Genomic DNA, 25,224 nt, shown 5'->3' on the forward strand with positions numbered 1-25,224 from the left:
GTACATAAAGTCAATAACTATTGATAAATCCGCATAACATTAAATATCCAATAACCCATATCGTTTTTGCAAAGCCAATAACTTCATCCTCGCTTCTCCAGCATTATCAGCTAAATCTGCAAATTCCACAAACCGCCGTAATTCCTTCTTTAATAAATTTCGTTCCACTTCAATAGTTTCTCTATCCAAATCTGGCGGTAAAACAATCATATCAAAAATCGTTGCCCGTTCTTTGCCAGGGTGAGGACGTAAAACCCGTCCCCGACGTTGGATAAATTGGCGGGGATTTCCTGAACTTGATAAAATAACTGCGGTTTGAATTGCGGGAATATCTACACCTTCATCTAAACAGCGAATTGCGACTAAACCCTGTAATTCTCCACTTTCAAATTGCTGGCGTAAAGTTTCTCTTTCCTCTAAAGAAGTATTTGCTGTGTAGGTACTGACTTTATAACCTAATTCTCCTCCCAAAAGTTGAGAAACGGCTTTGAGTTGACGCAGAGAATAACGTTGTCCGATTTCTTGAGAACCATCACTACAATAAAAGAGTGTATGGGTGGTTTCTCGACGAGTTGACATTAATTCTTTTAATGCTATTAATTTATTTTCTGCTGTGCCAATTAACCGCGCTCTTTGCATTAATAATGATTTGATATCTTCGTTGTCTTCAAAATCTCCTGCTTCCCCCATATCTCGATCTCGATAAAGAAGAGAACGCCCAATTTTTTTGGTTAATTTTAAATAAGCGATACTCTCAGTTTCCGTCAATTCTACCAACACCGGATTATAGATATAATGAACTAATGCACCTTGAGAAATTGCATCCTGTAAACTAAATTCAGGTTGAAGAATATTCCCAAAATAATCTAATAAAGATTCTGTACCATCATCATCAAAATATCTTTCTGGTGTGGCTGATAAACCTAGACGTAAACCAACTTTTCGGGGTAAACTTTCTTCTAGTTTTGGTGCGCCTAAATTATGGGCTTCATCGCCAATAATCAATGTTTTTGGTGGAAAATATTTAAGTTGTGTTTGAAAACCATCACCAATTAAAGTCGAGTTAGTGGTAATTACCGTGACGAAATCTTGAGAACCAGCAGACAAATTATAGATTTGCGTAGAAAGTTGACTTTGCCAACTGCGTAAATTATCAAATGCTAAAATCGGCTGTAAGTTAAATTTCTCACATTCCCTGCCCCATTGGGTGACAAGATGACGATAGGGACACACCACTAACAAGACTTGTAAACCAATTTGCTGATACAATTCACAAGCGATCGCTAATGCAGTAATAGTCTTACCACTACCAGTAGCCATTTTTAATGTCCCCCTACCATGATTAGCAAACCAGCTAGTCACAGCTTGGCGTTGATATCCCCGCAATTGCAGAGATAAAGGCATTTTTGGACATCCCGGTAATGATTTATTAATTTGATAACTGCCTTTTTTCTCACCCGCATAAGGTAACTTGAGCTTAAAAGTAGGCAATTTCGGTACTGCATTTTGCGTTAGGTACATAAATTGGTAATTATTAGTAGGAGTAAAGTAAAACCTTAGTTCCGCAAGGAACTTAAGTTCCTTGCTAATAGCTCAAGTCATCTAAAGATGACTAAATAATTTGAAGAATCTATGGCTTACGTTACGCTTTGCTATCAGTCTACTTTAGTACACTTTGGCTATTAGCCCGGAAATTCATTTCTGGGCGGGTGTGGCAGCTTACAGATGAGCCATTTGCAGCTTAAGTTGACACTCATGAGCATTGCATTTTACCCCTACAAACTGACAAGAGACTTCCAAGAAATAAATTATCCCAAGAAACGAACCACAGAGGCACAGAGTACACAGAGAGAGAATTTTTGCATCAGTTTTGGGACATTTTTTTATTTGGAAGTCTCCAAATGACATCCTTTAGTTATAATTACGCCAAATACCCACCAAAGAACCTTGTACCTCTACTTGCATTGCTGATACTTCTATCGGGTGATAATTACGATTTGCAGGTTTAAGGGTGACAAGATCATCATGGCGATAAAATCGTTTTAAAGTTGTTCCATGTCCTTCCACCCTTGCCGCGACGATAGTTCCATTTTTTAATTGATTTGGTTCGGCTACAGGGCGCAAAAATACGACATCACCATCTGCTATTAAATCCTCAATCATACTATCCCCCGCGACCCGTAAAGCATAGCTTTGAGGAGGTAATGATAAATTAGCCAAATCTAAATGTTCCACCGCATCAGTGAACGGTTCAATTAAACCACCAGCGGCAATAGTTCCTAAAATTGGTACACCTTGTTTAACAGGATGAACTATCCGCAAAGTTCTTGCCCTGCCTTCATTCCAGCCAATGTAGCCCTTATTGCGTAAATGTTCTAACCGACTTTGAATGGGTGCGGGAGATTTCAAATTCATCCCTTCCATCATTTGGCGAATTGATGGAGAATGTTGATTCAACCTGATATATTCTACCAACCATTCGTATAGTTCTTTTTGGGGTTCTGTGAGACGTTCCATAATTTTTTTGGGAAGTAAATAATAAATGTCCCTAGAACATTGGTACTACAAAATTCTTCCCTTAACAAGCTTTTATTAAAAATTTATGGTAATTAGTAACTAATAGGGAATAGGGAACAGATAATAATTTCACTAATTACCCATTACCCATTACCCATTACCCATTACCAATACTGTTATTTTGCCCCAAGAATACTTGCAAGTAAAGCTTTTTGAGCGTGGAGGCGATTTTCTGCCTGATCCCAAACCCGTGATTGTGAACCTTCAATTACCTCTTCAGTAATTTCTTCACCGCGATGGGCTGGTAAGCAGTGTAAAACAATTGCTTCTGGATCTGCAAGACTTAATAATTGTTGTGAAATTTGATAAGGTTGAAAAACAGGGAAGCGATTATTGGCTTGTGTTTCTTGCCCCATGCTTGCCCAAACGTCAGTATAAAGTACGGATGCACCTTTTGCTGCTGCTTCAGGATCGTGAGTCAAGATAACTTCAGTTTTTTTATTAGCTATTTCCCTAGTTTTTTCTACAATTTCTGCATCTGGGGCATATCCTGACGGAAAAGCGATTCTGACATTCATTCCCACCAAAGCACAACCCAACATCAGGGAATTAGCGACATTATTCCCATCACCGACATAGGTTAATGTTAAACCCGCCAAACTGCCAAATTTTTCTTGAATGGTGAGTAAATCTGCCAATATCTGACAGGGGTGTTCTAAATCCGTGAGGGCATTAATTACAGGAATTTTCGCATATTTGGCAAAAGTTTCCAACTCCTGTTGAGCAAAGGTACGAATTGCTAAAACATCCAAATAACGATCTAACACCCTAGCAGTATCCTGGATAGGTTCTCCTCGACTCACCTGAGTGACATTAGGATGCAGATCAATTACCTGTCCGCCCAGTTGGTACATTGCGACTGTAAAACTGACTCTAGTGCGTGTTGAAGCTTTGGAAAATAACAAACCTAGAACCTTGTTACAATGCAACTTCAGTTTTTCTGACTTGAGTTGAGTAGCCAATTCCAGAAGTTCTTGCAGTTCCTCAGAACTCAGATCCGCTAGACTTAATAAATCTCTGCCTATCAATGCTGCCATGCTTGATTATCTCTAAAGAACAAATGTTCCTGCGCTTTGGTATAGCCGTGTCACCAGGAATACTCCAATTGCACTGTACCAAATATTTTTGCATCAATCTACAGCACGTCCGCTAGTTTTACTGATTCTTGGCAACTGGAAAAATATTTTGTTTACCCTCTAGACAAATGATATGCCTATGCTATAATATGAAATCGGTGAGGCAATTAAAAACGTTCTTACCCAAACCGCCAGCATAGCACAGTGGTAGTGCATCCGACTTGTAATCGGAAGGTCGTAGGTTCAAATCCAACTGCTGGCCTTTATTCTTAAACACATATTCTCTTTTGTTAGTGTGGTTTGCGATCGCTTCCCTAGATAAAGGTAAAGCTGTAATTCCTGTCTGACTAGATGTTATTTATCAACATTTATCTCTGGAGCTAGGAAAAAACTAAGACTCTTATATATAAAGCAGATACACTTTACTTTAAACTGTTCAGGATGCGATCGCCTACTGTACTGACAATATATGGTTAATAAAATATGCAAGATAATTAGCCTTGTAAGTTAAGATAAAAGAGTGTAAGAAACCATAGTTTAAAAATGACCCTAGAAAACTTAACAAACAAACCTCTTGTCGAGGCAATATTTGAGATTAGATGGTATGTAGAACAACCACAATTAATAGGTGGTGATCCTAATACTCAACTAATACTTGGCAGATTATTTGACAGAATAAATGAGAATTATCCCGTATATGAACAATTGCCCTTTGCTTCTATTCCTGAGCAAATGGCAGAAGGTATTATTAAACATAGATTCAAGAGTAATCAAGGTTGGCCTCTAGTACAATTAGGTAATGGAATTTTAACAGTTAATGATACAGAAAATTATATTTGGCAAGATTTCAAAAAACGAATCATTGAAGTTGTAGATAATTTGTATATAGTGCATCCAAGTAAAGATAAATTTCGTCCACGTCATCTCATATTAAAATATATTGATGCTATAGATTTAAACTTAAAAGAAAATGAATTTTATGAATTTTTAAAAAATAGAATGAAAATAGAATTAAATTTGAATCCTTTACTTTTCGAGAAGACATTAGTAAAAAATAATCCCATACAATTAGATTTACAATTTGCCTTTAACTCTGAAAATCCTAAAGGAATTGTAAATTTCAGAATTGTTAAAGGGCAAAAGTTGGATAATCAGACAAATTTACCCAGTGATGCTTTAATATGGGAAATTACTATTCAATCAATTGCACCTGATTTACCGGAAATTCCTGCCAACTTAGATAAATGGCTGGAAAATGCTCACTCAGTTTGTCATAATTGGTTTTTCACATTAGTTGATGGTGATTTATTAAGGAGTTTTGAATAATGACTAACAATGGTAATTTTCACATTGATAATAGGAGAAATAAATTAAAGGCATTAGAGAGAAATGTTCACAGCCATTTCTCACTTGGTCTATCTACAAACAATAAACTAAAACTTAATCCATCTCCAATATACTGGGATATAGAAAATGAAACAGTAGAGTTAGCTGCTTGTTTGTTATATAGAGACAAAAATCAGAATGAACACCGTACAAATCCTTCCATAGAAAGCATACAAACTAACTTATTAGCAGGTTCTTATTTTTCAACAGACATATCTAATCACGTAATTAATAATAGTTCTGTTCCTTTATTAAATAATTTTTTCAGTGAAATTAAAAATCTATACACTTTGATTCATCCAGGAGAAATATTGAAATATTTGCATGAAAAAACAAATTTAATTCATTTATTAATAGAAGCTCATGAACAAATCAAAAATATTTTTAATAATGAAAAAAGTGTACTGAGGGTTGCCTATGATCCAGAAATTATTGGTTGGCAAAAATTAATTATTGATATTCACACTAACCTTGATGTAGATGAAGCATTTGATAAATTAAAAATGCTGGATAACAGTTGGTGGTTAGATGTCTCTTTTAAGTTCGGTAATGATTTAGAAATTAATATTAGTTTTGATGAAATTTAATTGGGCTGAATATCTTGAACTAGCCAAAGAACTAGCTGATATAAATTCTACCATTTCTAGTGATTCAGAAACAGATTCTAAACCCACAATATCTGAAGCAAAACTACGTTCATCTATAAGTAGAGCCTATTATGCTGCCTTTTGTATAGCTAGAAATTATTTACGAGATGTTTTACATGAGCCAAGATTGTCAAAAGCCAGAACTGGTGATATCAATGAACACCAATTTGTGGCAGATGAATTTAGATGTAATAAATCAAAAAATAAAAAAATGATAGAAATAGGAAATGATTTAGGTCGGCTTAGGCAATCTAGAAATAAAGCAGATTATGATGACACTATATATACTTTAGAGAAAGAGGTGAAATTTTCGTTGAAAATAGCTCAAAATATTATTGAAAAAATCACAGAATTAATTCAAGATGCAAGTAAGTAAATTACTATTTTTAGTATTGACTTTTATTCAGTACCCATATCATTCAATAAATATTTTTAAATTTCAGAATATCAAAAATAGCTGTAGAACAAACAATCAAACCACATTGCCGAATTTTGCACCATTTGAGAAATTCAAAAAGTGGGCATAGCTGCTGGTTATAGACTATGCTGCACTGAGGGAATAACGAATCATTATCCCTTTATTTTGTCAGCATTGACGTGAAGCGATTCCTTGTGTGTGGTTTGCGATCGCATCCCTAGATGAAGGTAAGGCTGTGATTCCTGTGTGGTTAGATGTTATTTATCAGGGGTTAATATCAAATATCAAGTGATCACTAAGGGTAACTATTGTGCTGGGTGAGGAAATTTTTGACGATCATGATCTCAATGAAGCTGAAACCATCGCTAAATTAATCAATCCAGGACTTTATCAAATAGGTTGGAAAGAAAACTTTATTAAGCGAGAAGTGACAGCAGGAGCTATTGTCATTGTCAATGGGCTACCTAAACGCAAAAGAGGACGAGCAGATATTGTTTTACGGCTGCAAATTATTCTGAAAAAACAGGCGATTAATGTATCAGTAATTGAAGCGAAAGCCGCTAAATTCTCCCCTAGTTTGGGACTAGAACAAGCTAAAGTATATGCGGAAAGGCTTCATGTTCCTGTGGTTTTTTCTACTAATGGACATCGCTTTATAGAATTTGATCGGATGACGGGAATTACTTCTGATCCTCAACCATTATCGAAATTTCCAGATAGAGAAAATCTGCGGTTACGATATGAAAAATGGGTGGGTTTTAAATTAGATCATCCGGCTGCACAACCTTTATTAACTCCTTATGTAACAGGTGATGCAACTGTTAGATATTATCAAGATGCAGCGATTCGGGCGGTATTAGAAAAAATAACCCGTTGTGAGGTAACAGGTAATCCGAAAAGGGCTTTATTATCTTTAGCTACAGGAGCAGGTAAAACTCGGATTGCGGTACATTTATTAAAACGAATTGCGGATACTGGACAACGAGTAAAGGCACTGTTTGTATGTGATCGAGTTGAACTGAGAGAACAAGCATCAAAGGCGTTTAAAAATGTTTTTGGGGCTAATGCTGCTGTGGTTGATTCCAATAATTCTCAAACCAGAAATGTTGAATAGCGTAATAAAACTTTACATATTGAAATAAACTTAGCCTATAAGTGCTATTTTTCATCTTATCCAAATAAGTTTTCTAAACCAATGAACATAACTTATTTCCTGACACATATAGGACTGAAGATAACGGAGCTTATCTAATAAAGTTTTGCCAAATTCTTGCGGTATTTCTATTAGTTGCAATATCAAATAAGCGATTAAACAGCACATTATCTGAATTCTAATTCCATTCTCATTCTTTGTCATAAGTCTGTCTAACTTGAGGTGCATTTTTAAGAATTTCCATAACAATTCAATTTGCCATCTTTGTATGTAAATTTCCATAATCTCTTGATTACTAACTTGCTCTTCTCCTTCATTTAATAAGTTTGTTGCTAAACGAAATTCACTCTTAGTTTCTATATCACAAAATGCTACTACTCTAATTTCCACTTCTCTTTCATCTTTGCCAACTTTACAATTACCATTTTCTAGCATTTCTAAAGTGACATTATTTTTAATTCTTAAGACAAAAGCTTTATTTTTTTGTTGTTTTAATTCAGATATTCTTTCGGAGGATGCAAATCCTCTATCCATTATCCCTACTCCTTTTGACGGAATTGCTTCTACTGTTTCTTGTCCATATTTATGGTCATGTCCTTGCCCAAAATGAATCACCATTCCACCAACTTCTGATGTCAAACTATCTAACCCACAAAATAGTTTTACTTGATGATATCCTTGACTCCATAATAATTTACTTGTTAATGTAATAATTGTTGAATCTATAGGAAATAATGCTTGGGTTTCTTCCTTTCCTTTTTTCTTTCTCAGTTGATTGTTTAATTCAGTTATTATCTCCAAAAATACTTGAGTATCTCTCTTTTTACTTGCCTTGGAAAAATTTGATATTTTTAAATCTATCCCTTGATTATTTAGTCTTTGAAATAAATCTCTCATACTCACTATACTTTTATCCATGACATACTGTAACCACACTGATACAAATGAAAATGTGTCCAGAACTGGATAATCTTTTTTGGGCAATGGTTTCAATATTGTTTTGACCACTTCTGGGAAATTCTTTAAGCGCATAATTTGATAATTCTTTATCTAGATTTTTTTAGATTGTATCAAATTATGGTACTTTTTTTTAATCTTTTCCTAACATTCAACACTTCTGTTCTCAAACCAATGCTCAAGTTTTGATGTTTATATACCTATAGAAGAAGCAAAACGAACTTTTGATGAAAGTGATGTAATGATAGGTCGCTATGGACCACCAATATTTCAAATTTTGCGTGGTCTATCAGGTGCTTATAATGTTGCTCTAATTAAGACAATACCAAAAAAAAATCTGCAAAAAGACTATTTATATTATTTGTTGCAAGAATCTCACATACAAAGTGTCGTTACTTCTCAATCTCAACGTTCTGCTGGTCAGACTGGAGTACAAAAAGAGTTTATTGAACGTCTTCTCATTCCCCTTCCTTCACTAGATGAACAAAAGAGAATTGCTGCTATTTTGAATGAACAGATGGAAACTGTGGAGAAAGCTAGACAAAATGCGATCGCGCAATTAGAAGCAGCAAAAGAATTAACCTCAGCTTATCTCCGTGATGTTTTCAATAGTCCAGAAGCACAAAAGTGGGAAAGAAAAAAATTGCGAGATTTAGCATGGGTGTCTGGTGGAATTCAAAAAACTAAAAATCGTACTCCTCAAAATTTCCACCGTCCATATCTAACAGTCCGTAACGTTCAACGTGGTTGGCTGGACATATCAGATATTGAAAGATTTGAGATAACATCTAATGAACTTTCTCGCTACCAATTAAAGTGGGGAGACATTTTAATTGTAGAAGGTAATGGCAGTGTAGATCATATTGGACGTAATGCTATTTTTCGTGGCGAAATTGAAGACTGTATTCATCAAAATCATATTATCCGCGTTCGTCTAGACATAGAAAAAGTAGATCCAGAATTTATAAGTCTCTACCTTAATAGCGACATTGGTAAAACTCAAATGATAGAAAAGGCACAAACAACAACTGGTTTGCATACACTAAGTGTGTCTAAGGTTGAGGATTTAGAAGCTGCTATTCCAAAGCTTGATAAACAAAAATACATAGTTACAACATTAACTGAAAAATTAACAGAAACAGAACGATTATGTAAAACCCTAGAACAACAATTAGAAACCATCAACAAACTACCAGCCGCATTTCTTCGCCAAGCACTCAACGGTGAACTATAAAAAATCCCAAAAACCTGTAAAAACTTCTCTTTTTTCTCTTTCTTCTCTTCGTGTTCTTCGTGTCTTCGTGGTTCATTAAAAAAGATTTATTAAAATAGAGAAGATCACTATATAATAACCTTTGCATGAGAAACAAACCCAAATATTAATTAAATCTATGCCAAAAACCAGCAAAAAAACTAACAATCAAAAATATTCCAGCCAACAAAGCCTAGACAGCTATATATATAGTATTTGTGATATAATTCGCCGCTCAAATTGCGCCGGTGCGCTGCAATATATCCCCGAATTAACCTGGATTTTATTCTTACGTATTCTTGATGAACAAGAACAAAAAGAAGCCGAAAATGCCGAAGCATTAGATATAAATTTTACCCCATCCTTAGAAAGTCCTTACCGTTGGCGTGACTGGGCTGCAACTTATGATGAATCTCTATTTAAGCTAGATGAAAAACAACGTCCACAAGGTTGGAAACGCAAACAAATCACAGATCATACCCTGGAAGTTGAAGAACTAGATAAATTTAGAGAAAGTGGAATTAATTTATCTGAACCCTTCAAAGTCTGGGTAGATTTAGTATTAATTCCCCATCTCAAACAACTCAAAGATCATGAAAATTCTACCCCCAGACAAAAAGTAATTAGCCAAGTTTTATCCGGGGTAGAAAGAGTCAGAATAGACACTCAAAAAAACCTGCTTGATGTTTTAGATAAAGTCCATGAAATCAGCAATGCAACAGTAAATATTAACTTCATTTTTCCCCTTTCTCAAGTTTTTGAAGGGTTACTATTGAGAATGGGTGAAAAAGGTAACGACGGCGGACAATTCTTTACACCTCGTCCCATTATTTCGGTGATGGTAAAAGTTATTAATCCGAAAATAGGCGAAACAGTTTATGATCCGGGACTGGGAACAGGTGGATTTTTAGCCCAGTCTTATGAACATATCAGAAGTCAAAATGGTGGACAAATTACCTCAAAAGATTTAGAAATTCTCAAACGCAAGACATTTTATGGACGGGAAAAAGATAATTTAATTTACCCCATTGCGATCGCTAATTTAGTATTACATGGAATTGATGAACCCCATATCTGGCACGGAAACACCTTAACAGAAAGCGAAACCTATGGAGGTTTATTTACAAATGCACCAGATTTACATGATGTTATTTTAATGAATCCGCCCTTCGGTGGTAAAGAAAGTAAAGAAGCGCAAATAGGTTTTGATTATCAAACCAGTGCTACCCAAGCCTTATTTTTACAACACGCTTTTAAAAGCCTCAAATCTAACGGACGCTGCGGTATAGTATTAGATGAAGGGATTTTATTTAGAACTAATGAAACTGCATTTGTTTCCACAAAACGCAATCTTTTAGAAAATTGTAATCTTTGGTGTATCATCAGTTTACCAGCCGGAACATTTGTGGCTGCTGGTGGAGGTGTGAAAGCTAATATTTTATTTTTCACTAAGGGAGAAACCACCGAAAAAATTTGGTATTATGATCTTTCTGATATTAAAGTTGGGAAACGCACACCTTTAACAGAATCCCATTTTGATGAATTTTTCCGCTTACTTCCCACCCAAGGAGACAGCGAAAGAAGTTGGACAATAGATATAACTGAACGTAAAGCTGTCGCTGAAGAAAAATCTGCACCTTTCAAACAAAAAGCCGCAGTTATTGAGGAAGAAATTAGAGAACTTAAAGACAGACTAACAGCATTAAAAAAAGCTAAACAGCAGGATAGTGAAATATATACAGAACTAGAAAAAACTGTTAAAGAACAGGAAAAGGAAGCAAGAGAGTTAAAATCTCAAGCTGAAGCCATTGATAATGCTGTATATGATTTAAAAGCTGTGAATCCTCATGTAAAAACTGAGGAAGATAACCGCACACCGGCAGAACTGCTAGAGTTTATTGAAATCAAAGGAAAGGAAATAAATACAATTTTATCGAGTTTAAGGAACAAGGGATAAAAATTATTTCTATCTTTGTCATGTGCGGACACTTTTGACAAAACCTGTAATGAGTAGAACACAGGCGAAAGCACCCCAAAAAAAGAAGCCCAGAAACGAATTTCCGGCTTCTGATTTCCTATATTTAGGGTGCAAGGGCGTTACCACGAATTAAACTACCAATGGTTTTGGCAGTAATTTTTAACTGGGTGAAGGGGTTAGCGGGAACTACAGTTTTATAGAGATAACTATCAAAAGTTAGCTTTTGTACGTCCAAATCATCACACATTTCTACAAATGCTTCACGGGTAGCATCGGAACGATAGAAGACGTTTTGAAGAATGTCTAACACTTTGTAGGTGAGTCCGTATTTCTTATCCCAACGCTTGATGTACACTTTGAGGTCTCGTTCTGTGGGAATCCGCGCCCCACCGTTAGCGGCTTCCACAATGGCTTCAGCGCACATTCTGCCAGATTTAGCAGCGAAGTAGATACCTTCCCCAGAGGACTTGGTAACATAACCAGCAGCATCTCCTACCAAGGCTATGCGACCGACAACGCGACGGGGGCGGGGATGTTCAGGGATGGGGTGTGCTTCTATTTTGATGATTTCACCGCCGGCGAGTTTTTCTGAAGCACGGGCGCGAATACCAGTTTGAAATTGTTTGATTCTGGCTTTGTTGATGTGCATTGTGCCAGTACCGACGGCTACGTGATCGTGTTTGGGGAATACCCAAGCGTAGAAGTCGGTGGAAACATCATCGCCAACGTACATTTCGGCGAGGTCGTTGTAATAGTCCATTTTGTCTTGGGGAAGACGAATGCGTTCTTGGAAGGCGATCGCATAATTGTAATCTCCAGCGCCCATATCCTTGGCAACGCGGGAATTTGCCCCGTCAGCACCCACGATTAAATCCACCTTTAGGGTTTTGGTAACGCCTTGCGCCCCGTCCCCTGTATGGTCAACGTAGTGAATGGTATAGGGGTCGGTATTGTTCCCAGGAATATCAACTTTATGAACAGTGGCGTTAATTAAATTTGCCCCTAATTTTGCCGCTCGGTCCCGCAAGAAACCATCCAGCACTTCTCGGCGGCACATTCCTATATATTCTTCTTCATTTATCAGATTGATATCAACTTCACGATTAGAAGGAGAAATCATTTTCATCTTCCGTACCCGACGGTCAATAATTGCCGGAGGTAAGTCAAACTCACTCACCATGCACAGGGGAATAGCGCCCCCACAAGGTTTGGCGTTATCTAACTTGCGCTCAAACAAATAGGTTTCAATCCCAGCTTTAGCTAGGGTTTCGGCAGCGCATGAACCCGCAGGTCCCGAACCCACAACAGCAACCCGTAGTGTCAAAGGTTTTCTCCTAATTATGAATATTTTCCCAAAGTATCCTATCACGGACTTTTGGCTGAATTTCCTTTGTAGCTCCAGGTTTTGATATAAATACAATATTCCTTAATATTTCGACATAAAAATCGGCTATTATATATCTTATGGACGTGGCTGAATTGAGGTATGAAAATCAAACATTCTATTTCTCAAACTCTTACTCTCCGGGACTCTGCGCCTCTGCGTGAGAGAAAATCATACCTTCATTCACCAAAGCCCAAAATTCGGCGTTGCTAATTAAGGGTATGAATTTTAGTCTCACGTCAAGGCGCAAAGACGTAAAGGTAAAAGTTTTAAAGGTTCAATTTGGAGACTTCCAAATAAAAAAATGTCCCAAAACTGATGCAGAAATTCTCTCTCTGTGTACTCTGTGCCTCTGTGGTTCGTTTCTTAGGATAATTTATTTCTTGGAAGTCTCTTGGGAATTTCATACCTCAATTCAGCAATACCATATGCAAAATTCTATATTTAATAGTTTTTCCCGGCAAATCAGTGTAACAGCAAATACAGGATATCAAAGATACATTATGATTATTCTTGATTTTCATTGCTTTGGGTAAAATTTACCTGTTCATATATTTCACTTAAAGCAATCTGAAAATCTATAGTTTGTAATGTTAAAATGTCTGATTCCGATTCTAACTCTGTGAATATCCATTTACCATCATTTGTTTTCACATATTGCATGACATGATATTGATATTGATTGATTAAAATATATTCTTTAAATTCAGGTATAGAACGATAATACATGAATTTATCACTTTGGTCATAATTACTAGTTGATTTAGATGAAACTTCAGCAATTAATAAAGGATTCATCACAGTGGTAGTATTTTCAGTAGCATAAATAGGTTCTCCTTGAATTATCATCACATCAGGGTATGTATGTTGACGATAACGCGGTATCCACAAGCGGACATCACCAATATAAACGGCATAGTTTTTCTTTCTTAATCCGTATTTTAAGGAAGCTGCGAAATTAAGAGCTATTTTATTATGATTTGTTGTTCCTCCAGTCATAGCTATAATTTCTCCATCCCGATATTCGCTTTTATACTCTGCTTGTTCTTCGAGTTCTAAGTATTCTTCTGGTGTGTAGTATCGTGTTTGTGTTTGCATAATATCAACACAGAGTTAATAATTGTGATATTAATAAGATTCTATCATGATCTAATTTTGTGACGGTTCAGCAGTCCTAAACCCCTACTTCTCTTCCTGCATACTTCTGACAATCTTTGTGACAAGTTTTCTAGGAATAAACCTCACACATTTTGACATCATTTTATTCATAAACCCAGGAATAACAATTGTCTTTCCTCTCATTAACGCATCATAGCCCATCTGAGCCACAGTTTCCGCATCCATCATATTTTTCCCCTTCAGCATTTTAGAATCTGCCATGCCGGTTCTTTCATGAAAAGCAGATGCAGTTGAACCTGGACAAAGAACTGTGACGGTGACACCTGTACCTTCTAATTCATTAGCGATCGCTTCTGAAAATGATAAAATATAAGCCTTAGTGGCAAAATACACCGCCATTAACGGACCTGGTTGAAATGCAGCCGCAGAAGCAACATTTAATATCTTGCCATGACCTTGTTTAACCATTTCTTTGAGAAACAACTTAGTTAAATGGGTCAGACAAACTAAATTTACCTGCAACATTTCCAATTCAGTCTTGAGATTAGTTTCATTAAATAACCCATAAGTACCAAATCCGGCATTATTTACCAGAATATCAACTTTAATACCAGATTCTTGTAATTCTGTGAAAATTTCTTCAGGAGATGTAGATATAGATAAATCTTTAATAATAGGTTTAACAGAAATTCCAAATTCTTCTGCAAAATCAACAGCTATTTTTGTGATTTTTTCTTCTAGTCTATCTACCAAGACTAGATTATAATTATTATGAGCAAAAATACGAGCTAATTGATAACCGATACCATTAGCTGCACCCGTAATCAAAACTGTTCCCTGACGTTTTATGTTCATTTTAAGAAAGATGAGTTAGCTGGAGTTAGCATTGATAAATTGTGCCAACACCCTTACATTATAACAAATAAAAATTAAGCTGCATATAATAAGATTTCCAGAATAATTGACCGCAGATAAACGCAAATGAACGCGGATAAATACGGATAAATTCTGGATTTCATAATTATATGCAGCTTAACCAAAAATTGATATTAAGCAAGACTTAAGAAACCAGTTTGTACTAGGTAAGATGTGTAAGTCATCAACAATTGAGAATCAATGGGAGGACAAACAATGGAACTGCCTTTGAGTGCTTCTAGAGTTGCTTCACAACTGATAATTGGTCTTCTTGCTTGTAAATACAAATCAGGAATGGTGATTTGTTCATCAGACCAACGTTCTAGTAAAAATGGTCGCAAAGTATATAATGGATTGTCTTGAGAAGTGACATTATTAATTAACTCTGCTTGCCATTCTTCATAGGGAATCATCTTCAGTGAAAATCCAAAAGAACGCACCCAATCAACTAAAGATTTTAAAGAAGCAGGTTGAGGATGTTGTAAATGGAAAGCTTTACCTACAGATGTTTCTTGTCGAGAAAGATAAACAACAGATTTGCTCACATAATCAACAGGAGACATATCCAACATATAATCTACATCAGGGAAAGAACCCATTTGCAGACAACCTTTAATCATCAAATTGATGAAATCATGGGTATTACAAATCCCGGTTTGGCTATCTCCAGAAATTAAAGGAGGTCTATGAATAGTAATAGGTAATCCTCGACTACCAGCAATTTTTACTAATTTTTCTGCCACCCATTTAGTTTGGGAATAACCGAGGAAAATACCTTCCCAATCATGAAAATCATCATCTTCTTTAACTAACTTACCAGCATAAGCACTGGATTCAAAAACAGCCACACTAGAAACATAATGCAATGGCTTAACTTTAGTTTGACAAGCCAAACGCAAAACTTCCTGTGTACCCAAAACATTAGCTGTTTTTAATGCTGAGTAAGGATAAACATAATTCAGTAAAGCTGCACTATGATAAATAGTATCAATATTAGCAGCTAGATTTTGAAATTGTTCTCCATTAATTCCTAAATGTGGCTGTGCTAAATCCCCAATAATGGGAATAATTCTGCCACTATAATGATCTTGCCAAATGCCATATTGTTGCAAATTATTTTCTAATTTGCTTTTACCTTCTTCCAAATTACTAGCACGGACTAAGCAATAAAGAGTTGCGTCCGATACTTCTAGTAATTCCTTGATAATGAAAGCACCTAAATAACCTGTTCCCCCGGTTAAAAAGATGTTTTTAGGGTTAGTAACAGAAACAGCAGTGCCTATGGGTTGAATAGTGGGGTCTAGAACAGCTTCCGCAGCCAAATCTAGAAGAGGAGGAGCAAAACTAACAGGGGAATTTGTTCCAGAACCTGCATCTTGTAGCTGAGAACCATTACTAGATTCTTCTGACAATCGTTGGGAAAGTGCCGCAATATTAGGATAATGCCAAAGTAAAATAGGAGAAGGTTTAAAACCTAGTAATTCCTCTAATTTACTAATGATCATCATGGCTTGAGCAGAATCCAAACCATAATTTTCTAAGTTTTCATCAACATCAATTTCTGCGGTTTCAACTCCGACAACTTCCGCGAGATGGGAAACTAGAAATGATTGAATACTTTCAGAAGTACAAGACTGTTTTAAACTCATTTTTACTTCTCCAATGTAGAAGGAATTGGTTGATATTGACTGTAATAAGTAGGCATTTGTAAACCCTGCATTTTTAAACTGTGACTACGATATAAAAATGCTGTCCCCCTCATAATTTGGTCAGCAACATCAACAACATGACGCTGATTATATTCTGACAAATATGAACCACGCACCCAGTCATTGAAACCACCCATAGCTGGACCACACCATATTTGATAATCAACTTCCCGACCTTTTTCACCAGTGCTAGACCACCGAGAAGATAATCCTAAATACCAACGAAAGATGACAGCCATTTTCAATTTAGGATTATTAACAGCTTTACCCAATTTTTCAGGATTTTTTTGGGATAAATAAGCCGCTGCACCTTCCCAAACTTCCGCAAGACTTTTACGGAAAATTTGTTTTTCTAGCTTCTCTTTTTCTGCTGAGGGAATCTGTTCAATAGAGTCGTAAGTGCGATACAATTCATATAGTTTTTGCGCTCGCATGGGAAACATTGTCCCCCGTTTGAGAACTTGTAATTTGACTCCCATTTCAAACATATCGGCTGCGGGAGCCATTGTCATATCTGCCATTTCTGCTTGTGCTAACAACTTTTTAGTATGTTCACAAGCGCCAGATTCCACACAAGATTGATTAATTGAACCAGTCATTATATAAGCAGCACCCATCATAAAACCAGCTAATGCTGCTTCTGGTGTACCAATGCCTCCAGCCACGCCAATTCTAATAGGAACTGAGTAATTATATTGCCCTTGAATTTCATCTCTGAGGGCAACAATTGATGGTAATAAACATACTAAAGGACGATTATCTGTATGCCCACCAGAATCAGCCTCAACGGTAATATCATCAGCCATTGGCACTTGTCTAGCCAAATTAGCTTGCAATTCGGTAATTAGTCCTTGCTGAAGTAACTCTTTGAGAATTCGTTCCGGTGCTGGTTGTAAAAATTTAGTGGCAACTTCTCGACGGGAAACTTTAGCTATTACCTTATTTCGGATATCAATTTGATTAGCTGCATTTAATCTTAACCCAGCAACTCGATAATAAACGATATTAGGAGTTAAGTCTAAAAATGCTGATGCTTCTACAGTTCTGACACCATATTTCAGATATAAATCTACAGCGCGGCGTTCAATAGCTGGTTCGTTAGGACTGTGAATTAAATTGAAAGCATAAGGACCACTAGGTAACGCTTCTTGAATAGTATTAATCGCAGTTTCTAAGCGTTCTGGAAGTAAACCACCTGCACCAAAAGAACTTAAAATTTTCTCTTTTCCGAGTGCAATTACCATTTCTTCAGAAGCAATACCCCCAGCCATTGCTCCTGTCATATAGGCATATTTTACACCATAAGCGGCGAGAAAACTAGGGTCGCCAAGTTGTTGTAAACGTAGGGGAGGGAGTGATATTAAAAGTTCTGCTTGTCCAGATAAAGCATTATCAGCAGATGATAAATAACCATCATTAGTAGCACCGATTTTCCCAGCTATTTTAATAATATAACAAGGTTTATCTGATGTTAATAGTTTATCTTTGATAGCACTTTTTTCAAAGCTAACACAATCTAATGAACCCTTCCAAATTTGGTTTTGGTGATTACAGGTGAAAAAACCCAGTCCATTATCATGTTTACTTAGTACCGTCTCGATTGTTGTCACGGTAATTATTCCTCAATTTATAAGCAAAGGATGTGAAATGAAGAATCTAGCTCACGCAGAGGTACAGAGAAAGAGCATTAATCTTTTTACGTCTCAGTTAAGCATTTTTCTTCCCTCTGTGTCCTCTGTGCCTCTGTGGTTAGTTAAAAAAGAGTTTTACACTTAACACTAAGTGAATTATTTCTCTTCCTTGAGTAAGTTTTGAGCGCAAGCTAGTTGCAATTGAATAATTTCGCTCATTTGCTGACTAAAATCCTGTCTAGCTGCTAAGAAGTTTGTGTGAGTTTTAGTTAATTTGGCAGTATTGTTACTCAAGTTTTGATACTGAGCTTTTTTTAAATCATTCATGCTAATTTTTTCACCAGATTCTTGATTTATGTTTTGCTTAATGATTTTTGTTGACTCAAAGAATTTTAGTTTCTTTGACAATTCCAAACCGTTCTCCATGATCGTTTTTATGGTATTTTTTTGTAGCTTTGGTTGGGGTTTAGGGTAAATCTCTGTGGGTGCTATTTTCTCGGATGTCTGTAGAGAATTAATGATTTTATACTCTGGCTGAGTAGAAATTGTTTGCTTTTGGTTATTAGCAAAAATTTGGCGATTTTCTGCATTTAAAATTGCAGCAGTCATGGAACTACCACCTAATGTAACTTTCCTCAGTGCAGCTTTTTTTTGTTGGGTATTTTCTGAGGATAGGTTATATAAAGGAGCTAGATTCAACTTGACTTGATGACTTAATAGTTTTGCTAATGCTTTAATTAGGGAACTATGGTCATCTGTACCGCGTCGGTTTAGGGATACGGTAAGATGTTCTTGATTAGCTAAATTTTTATCTATCCAGCGTGAACAAATACCACCAGCACCAGCTTCAATAAATATTTTTGCCCCGTCACCATAAACGCGATTAACTAAGCGGGGAAAGTCGAGTTGTTGACATAACCCTGTAGCAATATTGTGAGCAATTTCTTGGCTATCAAGTTCAATTGACTGATATTCAGCCGCAGAATAAAACTTAATTCCGGGTATTTTTTGCGCTGGTATAGTGTATAATTTTTCCAATTCTTGAGATTCTGATTGCATTGCTTGACAATGAATTACATGATCAAAAGGAGCAGGAAAGGAATTACAACCCAGGGTTTTAATTACTCGTTCACACGCGGCTGGTTCTCCGGCAATTAATACTTCTTCTGCTGTATTAATCTGTGTCAAATAAACGTGAGTTTCATTTTTTAAACATTCTCTAACTTGGGCTGGACTAGCCATGAGAACGTAGTTAGCCCATAACTTATTTTCTGGAACTATGTCAGTTTTTGGTAGTCCCCAATACTCACGGACAGCATTTTTAGGACCAGATAATCTGTCTCCAAATAAAGCTGATGAATTAAATGTGTGACTGACTTCATAAAAATTACTCCATACTCCTTGAGCAACCATCATGCTAGTTTCACCTAAGCTATATCCGAAAATATATTTAGGTTTAATTTGGAAATCCTCAGTAATAATTGTGGAGATTAATCTGGTAAAAAGCACTTCTGCTTCAAACATTGCCAGAGAGTCATCTAACAATTTCTTTTCTAGAATTTCTAATTGTCGAGTTGACAATTTACTCAAACTTCTCGGAAATACCAATTTTTCAACATCCGCAGCCCGTTCGTCAAGACTTTTGATAATCACATCATCTAAGACTTTAGGAAATAAACGGAAAAGACTCCGACCAATACCCAGGTAAGTATTAACAGCAGCGGGATAAACAAAGGCAATTTCTCCATCTTTACCCAGGGGTTTGGGTGTAAAATAACTACCTATGGGAGTTTGCCAATCTTTACCATTTGCAAAGGCATTAGTTACACCTTTTTTCGCAGAATTAATTTCTTTAATTAATTCTTTTTGGTTGCGTCCAGTTAGGGAAAGTGTATATTTGCTGTCAGAATTTTGTTGAAATTTAACAAAGGTTTGACTTGCAATATTTTTGAGAGAATCAGCATTTTCAATTGTTGCTTGCAAATGATCCAATGCTGCTAATAAGCTAGATTGATCATCTGCGGCAATGGGTAATAAATGCAAAGGTCTTGATTCTAAATATGTGCTGGTACGTTCTGGTTGTGCGGTTTCTTCTGATAAGATGATATGGGCAAAAGAACCGTCACAACCAATACTATTAATCGCGGAAATTCGAGATTTGACCTCTTTTTGCAAAAACCAAGGTCTCGATTCTGTGGCAACATAGAAAGGACTACCTTCCCATACTTGCGGTGTTTTCACACCAGACCAATTAGGAGTTCCGGGAATATATCTGTGATAAATACTCAGTGCAGTTTTAATTAAACTGGCAATTCCAGATGCAACGAAGGTATGACCAATATTAGCTTTAACGCTACCTATAGCGCAGTGTAAACCATCTCCTACTGAGGGATAAGCTTGGAGGATACCGTTAATTTCGGCTTCGTCTTCTGCGGGAATACCACTAGCGCAGACTTCTAAGTAATTAACTTTTGTGGGTTCAATGCCGGCTTGTTGAAAAGCTTGTTGACATACTTGGGTAATGGTATGGCTATCTACAGCCATTGAGGAAGATTGACCAATGCTAATACCATCAATTACTGCATAGATACGTTGATTATTTGCTAACGCTGTATCATGACGTTTAAGAACAACTGCACCTGCACCTTCTCCCACATTCCAACCATTGGCTTTTTCGTCAAAACTTAAGGTATTGACTCCTGTATTAATTTTGCCAAATTGACTTCGCAATAAGACATTTTCTACACCTCCTGCTAAGTCAACAGCACCCACAACTACAGCATCTACTTCATTAGTATCTAGCAGCATTTGCGCTAGTTCTAGGGCTTTAAAAGCGGCTGTTTCGACGGCACTAATGGTAAAAGATGGACCAGAAAAATTCCATAAAGAGGAAATCCGACTAGCCATAATATTGGTAACGTGACTGAGATATTCACTAAGTTCAACTTGATTGTGAATACTATCTTGAACTATGCCTTCTAATTGATGGATCTTTTCTGGTGATAAAACAATTTCTGCACCATTTAAACCATCTTTAATTTGCCAAGGTAAATTCCATCTTTGCTGGAGTTGGTGTACAGATAATTCTGTATCTGCGGCAATAATTACCGCTACGTTGCTATTAGGTGAAAGTCCCGCATCTTTGAGGGCGCGGTCAGCAACTCTTAATAATAAAAGTTGTTGAGAGTTGATTTTTTCAACTTCATTAGGAGGAATTTTGTAAGCTAAAGTATCAACTTCAAAATTATCAATATACGCTCCTTGGGGGACTTTTCCTGCTTCTAAACCATACTCTCGCAGTAAAGTTTCTTGTTCATTAATACCATGCCATCTTGATTCTGGTAAGGTGACAAAATGCTGTTTTCCATCGTAAATACTGTTCTCAAAGGCATCTAATTCTTGACATTCTCCAAAAAAGGCATCCATGCCCACAATTGCCATTTTTGCGGTCTTATGTTGCTGAATATTCATTTGCTTACTTTCCCTGTTCTAGAATAATATGAGAGTTTGTTCCACCAAAACCAAACGCACTTAAAGCTACTCTTTTAATTCCTTGACTTGGCCATTTAGTCGGAGTTCTGACAATGTTTTGTGGAGAGATAACATTATTTTCAGAACCTATGGGTTGAGTCACATGAATAGTTGGAGGAATAACCCCATGAGACATACTTAAAATTGTCTTGGTTATGCCTACCATGCCCGCAGCAACTAGTAAATGACCAACATTTGTTTTTGTTGAACCTACTAATGGTGCTGCTTTATATGGACTAAAAAAGCCTTCAATTGAGTTACATTCTGTGGTATCTCCCAATAGAGTACCGGTGGCATGGCACTCTAAATAATCAATAGTTTCGGGGTTAAGTTTAGCTTCTGAATAAGCTCTTTGATATGCCAGAGTTTGCCCTTGAGGATTAGGACTAAGAAGGTGTTTACCTTTACCATCATTAGATAGTCCATTACCACAAATTGTTGCCAGAATCTCGTCACCATCTCTAACAGCATCACTATGTCTTTTGAGCATTACCATTCCTGTGCCTTCGGAGGTAATTAACCCGCGTGATGACTTATCTAGTGGACGACTAATGCCATTATCTGGATATCCTTGAATACCAGAAAATAAGATTCTCACAAATAATGGATCTGCACAACTAATTGCACCGGCTAACATCAAATCAGTTTTACCAGATTGCAAATAATGAGATGCTAATTTAATGGCATAAAATGATGATGAACAAGCAGCATCTATACAGAAATGAGTTGCAGATAAAGAAAAGGCCTGGGAAACTATAGCAGCGGGTAAACCAGAAACCATAGCATTGTATGGAGAGACTTTTTTAGAGATTGATGAACCGCCTAAACGAAAGTCTTTTTCCTGTAATAGTTCACTAATTGCAGGTTGAATATTTTGCTGATAAATAGGAGCAAATAGACTATTGGAAGCTTTGGTAGGAAATCCTAAAGTTCCTAAGACTACGCCACATTTTGCAAGTGCAGTTTGATTTCCCAGATAGCCACTTTGAACAATAGCTTGTTTAGCGGCGTACAATGACCATTTGAAGGTATTATCTAAGCTTTCCAGAAATGCCGGAGGTAAGTTATACTCATTGGCATCAAATTTAAAGTCGCGGATAAATCCACCCTTTTGAAAGTAGAATTTTTCCGGTTTACCTTTCTTCTCATCGTAGAATATAGCGGGATCTATTCCCAAATCTGCTACAGTTATAGATGATGTGGAATCTTTTTGAGCGGTGAGATTCTGCCAAAATTCTTCAGGATTATTCGCATCGGGAAATAGGCAAGATAACCCGATGATTGCTATTTTTTCCACTTTTGAAATCCTCATTGGGGGATGAGGGAAGGAGATATTATTTACTCTTTTCCCTATGTTATTTAGGATTTACGCGATTCCCCAATGTTTACGGATTATGGACGCAGGAAGAAGCAAGATAGAAAATTGTAGGTTGGGTTGACGGAAGGAAACCTAACAAAGGTTTATAAATGTTGGGTTTCACTTCGTTCTACCCAACCTACGGAATTTAGGTTTTTACTTTTTATTTAACATTTTCATTGGCCAAATTACGGCTTTTGCTCCTAAGATTTTGGAGTAGATTTTTCCTTGACGATCATGGATAATGAAGTTGACTGTTGCACCTGTGTCGGTTTTGGCTATGATTTCACAGGAAACATAAAAGGGGACGTTGAATGGTACTGCTAGATATTGTTCACAGTATGTTAATTGTCCTGGTAAACAAACTTCTTTATGGATGTAATTTAACCATAACCATAATGTTTGGGTACTCAAATCAATTATGTAAGGGTTGTGCCATTTTACGGGAAATTGTCCTTGTTCTTTGGCTGTGATTTCTTGCCAACAACATTCGGCTGTGAGTTTTTCTGAGCTAATATTTAAAACTTTGGTAATTTTTTGGAATGCGGGACCATGAAATAGGGATAAATCACCATTTTGATAGAAGTCTTTGGCTGTATCAGTGACGATATTATCTTCTCTGAGATCCATTGCTTCATAAATGGGTGCTTCTGGCATATTTTTTACCAGTTTTATCAGAGAACTAAAGTGATAATGAGTTCTACCTTCGGGGGTTTTACTCAATATTTTGGTCTGAAATTCGACAAAATCACCATCAACTTTGGCAACTTCTTGGATTTCTAGAATATGTTCTTTAGCTAAGGTAGAATTAAAGGTAATTCCTTTTAAAACTTTGAAGTCTTGGCAACTGAAATATGTGTAACCTGGATAAATTTCTTCACAGCCATTTACCATCCATGATTTAGCACAGGTTGCTGGTAAAACTGGTGAACCTGCAATTGTATGATCATGCAAAAATGGATTTTCTGCTAATGTCATTCTTCTGCGAATACGATAGCTACGAAGTTCTAAACCTAAAGGAGCAGGTGGTAGTTTCATGGGACTACCAATCACAACTTGTGGATGATCTTGATAGGCTGGATGTAGTTCATTAACTAACATTTGTGTCCCAACTTCTACGGGAATAATACTAATTCCTCTTTCTGCAAATGCTTTTTTTAATTGTGGTGTCACCATGCCACTATCCCAACCACCCCAGTTAATTGCCACTACATGACAATTGGGGTTATATTGTTTCATTAAGTGGGCTGATTTACTGAGAATTTCGTTAGCGATCGCATAATCACTTTGACCAATATTACCATAAAATCCAGTCACGGATGAAAACAATACTAAATGTTGTAATTGCTGAGGATTAACACAATTGAGGAGATTTTCTAAACCCTGAACTTTGGCTGTGTAAACTTTCTCAAAATCATCTTCTGTCTTTTTTTCAATTAACTTATCGGCTAAGTTACCAGCACCGTGAATAATTCCGGTAATTTGACCAACTTTATCAGAAATTTCTTGTAATTTAGCTTGCAATTTTACAGTATCGGTGACATCAACACTGATATATTCAGCCGTTCCTCCTGTCGCTTCAATAGCTGCTAAGGTCTTCTTAATTTCTCGACTAGAATTAATTTGATTAAATATCTTTTGTACCATCATGGGTGTTGGTTTCTCACCTTGAGAAATCAAATTTTCCATAATGCGCTTTTTCAAAGCAGAATCTTCCACACAATCATGAACATATTCAGGTTCTGTGGTAATTTCTGAACGACCTAAAAGAATAAATTTACAACGTTGATGTTGAGCTAATTTAATCGTACATTGAGCAGTGATTCCCTTTGCCCCACCACTGACAACAAAGACAGAAGATGGGCTAACTTGAACAGTTACAGTCATAAATCCTCACGTAAAAATCAAAATATCAAACAGAATCTAAATCGAAAAAATCATCCCTCTCTTCTTCTTTTCTTCCTTCGTGTTCTTCATCCCTTCGTGGTTCATTTAATCCATATTCTTCTAAAAAGAAGAGAATAATTGTTGAAATATAGCAATCCTATTTGAGTTATGAACTAGTTTTTTAACGAACCACAGAGGCACAGAGGACACAGAGGTAAGAAAATAAGAGATGTGATACCTACGGCAC

18 protein-coding genes and 1 tRNA gene are annotated in these 25,224 nt (G+C 36.5%); 7 read left to right on the plus strand and 12 right to left on the minus strand.

Translation table 11 applies throughout. The features are described 5' to 3' along the window. Positions 1-39 precede the first annotated feature (39 nt). The 3 genes from HEQ36_RS17750 to argF all read right to left on the minus strand — a co-directional run bounded on the left by HEQ36_RS17750 (position 40) and on the right by argF (position 3,614). Complete coding sequence (locus HEQ36_RS17750; protein ID WP_168637282.1) at positions 40-1,521, minus strand: DNA phosphorothioation system restriction enzyme; 1,482 nt, start codon at positions 1,519-1,521, stop codon at positions 40-42. Positions 1,522-1,911: 390 nt separating this feature from the next. Continuing rightward, on the minus strand, positions 1,912-2,517 hold the full coding sequence (gene lexA, locus HEQ36_RS17755; protein WP_039201448.1) for a transcriptional repressor LexA: 606 nt from the start codon (positions 2,515-2,517) through the stop codon (positions 1,912-1,914). A 176-nt stretch (positions 2,518-2,693) separates the two neighbouring features. Next, positions 2,694-3,614, minus strand: coding sequence for an ornithine carbamoyltransferase (gene argF / locus HEQ36_RS17760; RefSeq protein WP_027403744.1), 921 nt, complete (start codon positions 3,612-3,614; stop codon positions 2,694-2,696). Between the two features lie 229 nt (positions 3,615-3,843). Here argF and HEQ36_RS17765 point away from each other — a divergent pair. The 5 genes from HEQ36_RS17765 to HEQ36_RS17785 all read left to right on the plus strand — a co-directional run bounded on the left by HEQ36_RS17765 (position 3,844) and on the right by HEQ36_RS17785 (position 7,218). After that, positions 3,844-3,915: transfer RNA gene (locus HEQ36_RS17765), tRNA-Thr, on the plus strand. 281 nt (positions 3,916-4,196) lie between these two features. Continuing rightward, positions 4,197-4,979, plus strand: a complete 783-nt coding sequence (locus tag HEQ36_RS17770) for a TIGR04255 family protein (RefSeq protein WP_053537795.1) — start codon at positions 4,197-4,199, stop codon at positions 4,977-4,979. After that, a complete protein-coding gene (locus HEQ36_RS17775) occupies positions 4,979-5,626 on the plus strand; it encodes a hypothetical protein (protein WP_053537794.1) in 648 nt (215 codons plus the stop codon). The genes HEQ36_RS17770 and HEQ36_RS17775 overlap by 1 nt, the downstream gene beginning before the upstream one ends. After that, a complete protein-coding gene (locus tag HEQ36_RS17780; protein ID WP_053537793.1) occupies positions 5,616-6,062 on the plus strand; it encodes a HEPN domain-containing protein in 447 nt (148 codons plus the stop codon). Before HEQ36_RS17775 ends, HEQ36_RS17780 begins: the two co-directional genes overlap by 11 nt. Positions 6,063-6,414: 352 nt before the next feature. Then, positions 6,415-7,218 carry a DEAD/DEAH box helicase family protein gene (locus HEQ36_RS17785; RefSeq protein WP_168637281.1) on the plus strand — a complete coding sequence of 268 codons (804 nt, stop codon included), beginning with the start codon at positions 6,415-6,417 and terminating at the stop codon, positions 7,216-7,218. Positions 7,219-7,269: 51 nt separating this feature from the next. Here HEQ36_RS17785 and HEQ36_RS17790 read toward each other — a convergent pair whose 3' ends face one another. Beyond that, positions 7,270-8,289 carry a transposase gene (locus HEQ36_RS17790; protein WP_053537527.1) on the minus strand — a complete coding sequence of 340 codons (1,020 nt, stop codon included), beginning with the start codon at positions 8,287-8,289 and terminating at the stop codon, positions 7,270-7,272. Between the two features lie 127 nt (positions 8,290-8,416). Between HEQ36_RS17790 and HEQ36_RS17795 the strand changes: the two genes are divergently transcribed. Next, positions 8,417-9,448 (plus strand): restriction endonuclease subunit S, encoded by a 1,032-nt coding sequence (locus HEQ36_RS17795; protein ID WP_325064590.1) that lies wholly within the window; start codon positions 8,417-8,419, stop codon positions 9,446-9,448. Between the two features lie 157 nt (positions 9,449-9,605). Next, positions 9,606-11,423: an N-6 DNA methylase gene (locus HEQ36_RS17800; RefSeq protein WP_168635351.1), complete on the plus strand. Its 1,818-nt coding sequence runs from the start codon at positions 9,606-9,608 to the stop codon at positions 11,421-11,423. Positions 11,424-11,547: 124 nt separating this feature from the next. Here HEQ36_RS17800 and chlP read toward each other — a convergent pair whose 3' ends face one another. The 8 genes from chlP to HEQ36_RS17840 form a co-directional block, all read right to left on the minus strand. After that, positions 11,548-12,768, minus strand: coding sequence for a geranylgeranyl reductase (gene chlP, locus HEQ36_RS17805; RefSeq protein WP_168635352.1), 1,221 nt, complete (start codon positions 12,766-12,768; stop codon positions 11,548-11,550). A 567-nt stretch (positions 12,769-13,335) separates the two neighbouring features. Beyond that, on the minus strand, positions 13,336-13,926 hold the full coding sequence (locus tag HEQ36_RS17810; protein WP_039203015.1) for a Uma2 family endonuclease: 591 nt from the start codon (positions 13,924-13,926) through the stop codon (positions 13,336-13,338). Between the two features lie 84 nt (positions 13,927-14,010). Beyond that, a complete protein-coding gene (locus HEQ36_RS17815; RefSeq protein ID WP_168635354.1) occupies positions 14,011-14,802 on the minus strand; it encodes an SDR family oxidoreductase in 792 nt (263 codons plus the stop codon). 194 nt (positions 14,803-14,996) lie between these two features. Continuing rightward, on the minus strand, positions 14,997-16,511 hold the full coding sequence (locus tag HEQ36_RS17820; protein ID WP_053537788.1) for a thioester reductase domain-containing protein: 1,515 nt from the start codon (positions 16,509-16,511) through the stop codon (positions 14,997-14,999). Positions 16,512-16,513: 2 nt separating this feature from the next. Continuing rightward, positions 16,514-18,181 (minus strand): PfaD family polyunsaturated fatty acid/polyketide biosynthesis protein, encoded by a 1,668-nt coding sequence (locus HEQ36_RS17825; RefSeq protein ID WP_053537787.1) that lies wholly within the window; start codon positions 18,179-18,181, stop codon positions 16,514-16,516. A 177-nt stretch (positions 18,182-18,358) separates the two neighbouring features. Beyond that, positions 18,359-21,673 (minus strand): type I polyketide synthase, encoded by a 3,315-nt coding sequence (locus HEQ36_RS17830; protein WP_168635355.1) that lies wholly within the window; start codon positions 21,671-21,673, stop codon positions 18,359-18,361. A gap of 4 nt (positions 21,674-21,677) precedes the next feature. Then, positions 21,678-23,030 (minus strand): polyketide synthase, encoded by a 1,353-nt coding sequence (locus tag HEQ36_RS17835; protein ID WP_168635356.1) that lies wholly within the window; start codon positions 23,028-23,030, stop codon positions 21,678-21,680. Between the two features lie 216 nt (positions 23,031-23,246). Continuing rightward, complete coding sequence (locus tag HEQ36_RS17840) at positions 23,247-24,977, minus strand: SDR family NAD(P)-dependent oxidoreductase (protein ID WP_168635357.1); 1,731 nt, start codon at positions 24,975-24,977, stop codon at positions 23,247-23,249. Positions 24,978-25,224 lie beyond the last annotated feature (247 nt).

It is taken from the genome of Anabaena sp. 54 (assembly GCF_017355725.1).
Lineage (GTDB): Bacteria > Cyanobacteriota > Cyanobacteriia > Cyanobacteriales > Nostocaceae > Dolichospermum > Dolichospermum heterosporum.

Coding starts and splice junctions, on each gene's coding strand:
- HEQ36_RS17750 (WP_168637282.1), bottom strand. CDS start 1,521: ATGTACCTAACGCAAAATGCAGTACCGAAATTGCCTACTTTTAAGCTC.
- lexA (WP_039201448.1), bottom strand. CDS start 2,517: ATGGAACGTCTCACAGAACCCCAAAAAGAACTATACGAATGGTTGGTA.
- argF (WP_027403744.1), bottom strand. CDS start 3,614: ATGGCAGCATTGATAGGCAGAGATTTATTAAGTCTAGCGGATCTGAGT.
- HEQ36_RS17770 (WP_053537795.1), top strand. CDS start 4,197: ATGACCCTAGAAAACTTAACAAACAAACCTCTTGTCGAGGCAATATTT.
- HEQ36_RS17775 (WP_053537794.1), top strand. CDS start 4,979: ATGACTAACAATGGTAATTTTCACATTGATAATAGGAGAAATAAATTA.
- HEQ36_RS17780 (WP_053537793.1), top strand. CDS start 5,616: ATGAAATTTAATTGGGCTGAATATCTTGAACTAGCCAAAGAACTAGCT.
- HEQ36_RS17790 (WP_053537527.1), bottom strand. CDS start 8,289: ATGCGCTTAAAGAATTTCCCAGAAGTGGTCAAAACAATATTGAAACCA.
- HEQ36_RS17800 (WP_168635351.1), top strand. CDS start 9,606: ATGCCAAAAACCAGCAAAAAAACTAACAATCAAAAATATTCCAGCCAA.
- HEQ36_RS17810 (WP_039203015.1), bottom strand. CDS start 13,926: ATGCAAACACAAACACGATACTACACACCAGAAGAATACTTAGAACTC.
- HEQ36_RS17815 (WP_168635354.1), bottom strand. CDS start 14,802: ATGAACATAAAACGTCAGGGAACAGTTTTGATTACGGGTGCAGCTAAT.
- HEQ36_RS17820 (WP_053537788.1), bottom strand. CDS start 16,511: ATGAGTTTAAAACAGTCTTGTACTTCTGAAAGTATTCAATCATTTCTA.
- HEQ36_RS17830 (WP_168635355.1), bottom strand. CDS start 21,673: ATGAATATTCAGCAACATAAGACCGCAAAAATGGCAATTGTGGGCATG.
- HEQ36_RS17840 (WP_168635357.1), bottom strand. CDS start 24,977: ATGACTGTAACTGTTCAAGTTAGCCCATCTTCTGTCTTTGTTGTCAGT.